5 protein-coding genes are annotated in these 5,735 nt (G+C 56.3%); 1 reads left to right on the top strand and 4 read right to left on the bottom strand.

Annotation, left to right across the window (positions count from 1 at the left end; translation table 11 throughout):
* Nucleotides 1–138 precede the first annotated feature (138 nt).
* Nucleotides 139–1,611: a hypothetical protein gene (locus tag XcodCFBP4690_RS21890; protein WP_104544364.1), complete on the top strand. Its 1,473-nt coding sequence runs from the start codon at nucleotides 139–141 to the stop codon at nucleotides 1,609–1,611.
* 312 nt (nucleotides 1,612–1,923) lie between these two features.
* Here the strand turns inward: XcodCFBP4690_RS21890 and XcodCFBP4690_RS21885 are convergent, their stop codons facing one another.
* The 4 genes from XcodCFBP4690_RS21885 to XcodCFBP4690_RS21870 all read right to left on the bottom strand — a co-directional run.
* A complete protein-coding gene (locus XcodCFBP4690_RS21885; RefSeq protein ID WP_244183772.1) occupies nucleotides 1,924–2,316 on the bottom strand; it encodes a hypothetical protein in 393 nt (130 codons plus the stop codon).
* Nucleotides 2,317–2,415: 99 nt separating this feature from the next.
* Nucleotides 2,416–4,896 (bottom strand): XVIPCD domain-containing protein, encoded by a 2,481-nt coding sequence (locus XcodCFBP4690_RS23370; protein ID WP_341871626.1) that lies wholly within the window; start codon nucleotides 4,894–4,896, stop codon nucleotides 2,416–2,418.
* A gap of 11 nt (nucleotides 4,897–4,907) precedes the next feature.
* Complete coding sequence (locus XcodCFBP4690_RS21875) at nucleotides 4,908–5,324, bottom strand: hypothetical protein (protein ID WP_104544363.1); 417 nt, start codon at nucleotides 5,322–5,324, stop codon at nucleotides 4,908–4,910.
* 189 nt (nucleotides 5,325–5,513) lie between these two features.
* Nucleotides 5,514–5,735, bottom strand: a 222-nt coding sequence (locus XcodCFBP4690_RS21870) for an IS3 family transposase (protein ID WP_146092018.1), incomplete at its 5' end; no start/stop codon positions are given.

Here is a 5,735-nt window from a genome sequence, read left to right as displayed (position 1 = left end):
GCGAAATTCCGAAGTTCCAAAAGCCACTCTTCGGAACGACGCCACCTTCCGCCCTGTCAGGTCTCGTTGTTCAGACCTTCCCTAACGGCGCCTAGTTACATTGCAGATGCGGCATTCGCAACACGGGCTGGGGTCGCCTTGCTGCAACTTGCCGACAAGTACCTGGTGGTGGATATCGGTAGCGGTCAGGTCCTGGCAGAGAGGAATGGTCTCTTCACCTCGGCGACCTTATCACCAAACGGGCGGGTGGTGATTTCCAGCAATAGCGAGGGGCGCGTGCAACTCAGTGACACCGAGTCCGGTGACGCGCTCGCGACCTTTTCGATGACGCCCTCGGGAATCCACCTTGTTGGGGATGTAGGTGTGATCTACACGCCACGAAACAACTCCGACCAAAAAATGGGTAACGCGGGGCCTGTGTTTCTGGATTTGGCCAGTGGAAATATGCAGTCGCTCCTTCTGTCATCGCCGGGCCTGCAGATGGTACATCCAGTGCCGGGCAAGCCACTACATTTTCTACTGATGGCGTGGAAAACCATTGCAGAAATCGAGCTCCACCGTGATGCTGAGGGATGGACTACGCGAATCCTTTCCCAACGCGAGATGCCGATCTCTGGATGGGGGCGTTCCAGCCTTTCGTCCGATGAGACATTTGTTTTTTCTGTGGCCGGGGGGATCAAGCGGCTTGCGCTGCCATCACTGCAGGCGTCAAGTATTACGCTATCGCCGCTTATGGCGACGTCTGCAACGACTACGCCGGATCCCGATGCTCTTGTAATCACCGGTTATTTCACCAACGACCCGGAGGGTAGTCGGACATACATTTACTCGATCAGCAAACGCACGCTGGCTGAACTGGACGATGTTCCAGGAGTGGGTAGTCGCGTGCTCTACGTACCCTCGTTACGCCGCAATGCCGTGGTCGACAACGCGCAGATCAGGTTGGTGGAGAAGTTCCAGTCGCAGCCGCCCGTAGACGTGAATACCTATCTTGAGGTGCGGACACAGGCGATTGCCCAGTTGGTGGCTGCACGTAATGCACAACTCAACCAGTCATTGCTCCGGGCTGCTGAAGTAGAGCGGCATGCGGCAGGCGGGATTCCGATGACCACCGAGCAATTGCGCCTACTGCGCGCAGCGCTATTGCGATCTACTGCAACTAACAGCGCACGGGCGACGGCACCACGTTTGCCGCATGGAGAAATCGCTGAGCTTGGGCGAACCTCGCATATTGAAGCGGTCGGCGTTTACGAGGGGCGTAGAGAAACCAGTACGTCAGGGGCCGGCGCCCGCATCGGGACCGTGCAGGTGCGGGTACGACGTTCGAACAAGCCGATCATCCTGGTGCTGAGTTCGTATGAGTCTGTCCGCTGGATAGTGACGCTTGAGCCGGGCGCCAAGCTGGCAGCAGTGCTGACTAGTGGCTACTCGCAATCGCAAGTGTATGGAGCTGGCGCGGCGCGCATCCATCAGGTGGGAAACGCCTATTCCTACCAGCGAGGCGGCGATGGGTACACAGCGCTCGATGCGGAAGTCGTTGCGATGACCGGAAAATCGATTGAGAGATTCCAGGGCCGCTATACCGGTGAAATGTTCATGATCGGTATGTAATCAGTCCAGTACCTGAGAGCAAGGCAATGCCAAGTTGCCACACGCGTAACTTGTTGGACTCACGGCTTGGCTTGGCGAGAAACGAGGAGTGCTGGCGGTGTAGGGATCGACTAAGCGTTTGGTTCCCGGCATATCGATGCATACCGCTAGGTCTGCCACTGCAGTCACAATGTCATGTGGCGGAAAGTGATACGTAAGCGCCTATCCATCGATATCGACGAAACCTCCCGAACGCTGAAGCCGTAGCCTGAAAAATTTGCGTAGGGAGTTAACCTGACCCCGTTTGCGACCCCGTGTGCACCGACTTTGAAACTAATGCGTAAACGTTTCTTCGGTGTCCGCGTAGACCATTAAAACTCTTTCGCCCGCATAGGGTACCGTGACTTTCGGCGTCCATGGCTCGGCTGTTGGCATGACAGCCTTCGCCATAGCATCGCATTTATCACTGATGCCACATCTGCGGATGGCAATGCGCAAGACGCCGTGGTCCGTTACAAAATCAACACCCGGAGAATAAAAGAGGCTCTCTGCCGGCATGTGGTAGGTGATTTGGAGCGAATTGGATCCCACTTTTTCAACTTTGACCGGCTGCACATCATTCTCCTTGTAATCAGAGCGCATGCTTCCCTCTGCACAAGCAGTCGAGGTTGACAGTACAAGCAATCCCGTCCCAAAAATGAGCCTAAATTTTAGATTGATGTTCATGCCTTATGATGAGGTTTGCCCAGCAAAGTGGCGTCTGCTATCTCGACATGCTCGCGAAGGAGGATGGGTCAGGGCCTATGTTGTAGAGATATGGCAGGATTAAACACTCATACGCGGGGCCTGCTGCGCATCTTGTTGCTGGCTTCGTGCCAATTCCTGCTGTCGTGTTTGTGTCTGTTCCTGGGCGATGGCTTGGTTGGCCGCTTGTAGCTTTGCGTCCGACTGCTCCAAAGGCATGTTGATAGCTTGGTCGATGGGAACGGCTGCGCGCTTGTGTGTTGGGTCGTCGATGCGTCCTTCGATTGCGACGAGGTTGCCGTTCTTACCCATCAGTACATGGTCCACGCGCTGCAGCGCATTGGCAGCGAGCGAGGTGTTGCCTGCTTCTGGATAACGCTCGCGATTGTCCTTGCATGCCGCCAGTAGACAGCGGCTGACGCGCTCGCTCATTTCGTCATACGGCTTGCCAACGCCCTCATCGATCTTAGCCACGCCTTCGCGGATCTGCTTCAACATGGCGTGATCGGGATGATCCGGATCTTGCGGGCCTGACGCTTGCGGCCGTGCGGGCGCGCTATGGCCGCGTACATCTGTGTCTTCCTGAGTTTTCTTCGAAGAGGTGTCTGCGTTGTCGTGACTTGGCGTCCGCGGCGCAGTGACATGGACCGTCTCTAGCGTTTTGATCGGTTCGGCAGCAGGCTGTGCCACCACCTGAGCAGCCGTACGCTGTGTGCCCATGGTCTGGGCTGCGTAGGTTTCATCAAGCTCTTGCTTCAAATTCCCCTTGGCCTGGCTGTCCCAGAGCATACCGTCATGGGTCCATTGACCATCTTTGCCACGTTCGTAGAGGTAGCCATCTGAGCCAACGATCCGGCCGGTATGCTTTAGTGCGTCATGGACTGCGGCAGGCATGTAGGCGTGACGTTCCCAGCCATTTTGCTCGTAGGTCTCCTTGTAGTGCGCCGCCATTGCTGCTGGCGTCTGCATCGCGTTCTGCTTGATGATTTGCTGCGAAGCTTCATCAAGCTGCGATGCACGCTGAGGGCTGGCCGTTTCGGTGTGCGTGCTCATCGTGCGATCGATCAAGCCATCAGCTACTTGGCGCGTCCACTGCTGTGTATCTGGGTTGTGCACCCACGGTGACTCGCGCAAGCTGCGCGTATCATGTGCATTGGCGGGCAGGCTATAAGGATCTCTATTCTGCGGCGGCGAACCCAGGGCTAGCTCGATGGACGTATTGGATGCTTTGAACGTCAGCAAGTCCGCCACCTCCGGTGTGGCAACTTCTGCCCGGGTCTTGAAGAGTGGCACGCCGGCCTCGCCAAAGGCGACAGCGGCTGGATCGACTTCGCCAGTGCTGATGTCCCGCGTCCACCTCGCTCCGGTTTGATGATTCTCGAGGCGCCACGTATTGCCTTGCGCGTCTTGTTGGTGGGAAATCCGGTGGTCGTTTATGGCATCGGCGAGCCTGTCGCCGCCCACTGCACCAACAACGCCGCCGATCGCCCCCGTGACCAGCAAACCCGGGCCGGACTCCACGCCTAACGCTGCGCCTACGCTACTGCCAAGCACAGCCCCGCCGACGGCACCCACATTGCGCGTGGCGTAGCGAGTGACCTCTGCATCTGCTGCGGTGATGTTGCCCTGCGCGTCCAGCCGCTCGGTGTTTCTTGCCGTAGCGCCCAGGTCGTACACCGCCGCCGCTGCGCCCACAACGCCCAGCCCGCGTACGGTGCCGGGAGAGAGCCTGCGAGATGCGGCTGCTTCTGCGGTAAGCGTTGTCTCCGCCAAGCTTGCGGCTGGCGCATCGAGCCCGGTCGGTGCGCGGACCATGCCCGATGCAGTGAGTTCTGCGGATGGCTTGAAGTGCGTTTGTTGCAGCTCAAAGCTTCCAGCAAACTCCCGTGAGAACGTGACGTTCTTGACCTCTTTTCCAATGCTCTCTGGCGTTGTAAAGATTCCTTTGGGTGCTGCTTGAATAAACTGTGTTTGCACTTCCGGCAGCACGGCACCTGCACCACCCTGGGTATACAGCGCCTGCAGCTTCGGGATAGGTTGCCCGCCTAACGAGGTGACATTCGGGTTGTTCAGGACGGCGGGCACTTCTACCTGGCCGAAGACACGCTCTAGGTTGGCAGCGGAAGCAACAACTTTGATGTCACCGCGCAGAGAACTTGCGAACTCGTGGGAGGCCTCGCCCCAAAGGCACCTCGACAGAGACGTCGGATTCTGGGATGGGACGTTCGGATCTCCGTATAAGAACGAGGTTGCAGAATTTCTTGCTGTGGCCGCGTCTTGACCCAGATCTTCAAAGATTTCTCTAGCTTTCTTTTCAATTGAACTACGAACTTGTTCATCAGAAAGAAAGTTTGCTCGGGGAGTGTCATTGATGATCGGGAGCCCGGTTTCCTGCGACAGGTTGATCGATATCCTCTCCGAAGAGACATTTCCGATGGGCCTGCTGTATAGAATTCCGCCTTCTTTTTCGGCTGTAGCAGCATGTCGCCGTGCAATGCTTGCTATTTCTTCCAGGTTATTGGATTGCCTGATAAGTGTGATATCGCTGTTGTAGTCATTCATCTGCGCATCCCCTACGAATGAGCCGATGTGGCTAGCGCCCAGTCCTGCTCAAAGACCACTTGGCCGGTGAAAAGCGATTTTTTCGACTCCATTAGCACAGATGGCCTGTCTTCCAATTGCAAGCCTGCCGCAACCAACCTATTAATTATGAGCTTGACTCTCTCTAGCTCTTCAAGAGTGAATGTCCTTGTTGAAAAAGACGGCAGTGGCATTCCAACCTGCAATTGATCTAGATATCCGAAGTGGGTGATATGGACATTGAAGTGGACCTTGTCGTCCAGCCATTTTGGCTCTATCTCACCAAAGATCTCAGTTTGATCAACTTCGACCGCGAAGGTGTCGTGGCCCATTTCGTCGAATCCACGGATGCCTCCAGAAAACCGTGCCCGGCCTTCTGGGAAGCTCATCCACTCAAAGGTCTCTGACATCTCAATTCCTTTTTTATCAATCTAGGTTGGCTTGGTAATGACAATGGTTGTCTAGTTGTGCAGGAGCGCGGTGCAGGCGTTGCAGGTTCGCGATTACAGCACAAATGGATATCTACGCTCGCCAGGCGATTATTTGGTAAGAGTACCATCCTGCCTGTTTGCCTGATACGCCCAGAGTTCCGTAGACACTCAAGACCCTCGTTGCGCGTAGCGCCGTTCAAACTCTACAGGGGACAGGTCACCAGTTGAACCGTGGCGGCGGTTGGGGTTGTAGAACATCTCGATGTAGTCGAATACCTCGGCGCGTGCGGCGTCCTTGGTGGGACGCTCGCGTTTGAGCAGGCCGAAGAAGCTCTCCACGGGTGCGTTGTCGTGGCAGTTGCCACGCCGACTCATGCTGCACACCAAGCC

The organism is Xanthomonas codiaei (genome assembly GCF_002939785.1).
Classification (GTDB): domain Bacteria; phylum Pseudomonadota; class Gammaproteobacteria; order Xanthomonadales; family Xanthomonadaceae; genus Xanthomonas; species Xanthomonas codiaei.
Note: the sequence above shows the minus strand (reverse complement) of the source record. Positions and strands in the feature narration are given on the sequence as shown.

Coding starts and splice junctions, on each gene's coding strand:
- XcodCFBP4690_RS23370 (WP_341871626.1), bottom strand. CDS start 4,896: ATGAATGACTACAACAGCGATATCACACTTATCAGGCAATCCAATAAC.
- XcodCFBP4690_RS21885 (WP_244183772.1), bottom strand. CDS start 2,316: ATGAACATCAATCTAAAATTTAGGCTCATTTTTGGGACGGGATTGCTT.
- XcodCFBP4690_RS21875 (WP_104544363.1), bottom strand. CDS start 5,324: ATGTCAGAGACCTTTGAGTGGATGAGCTTCCCAGAAGGCCGGGCACGG.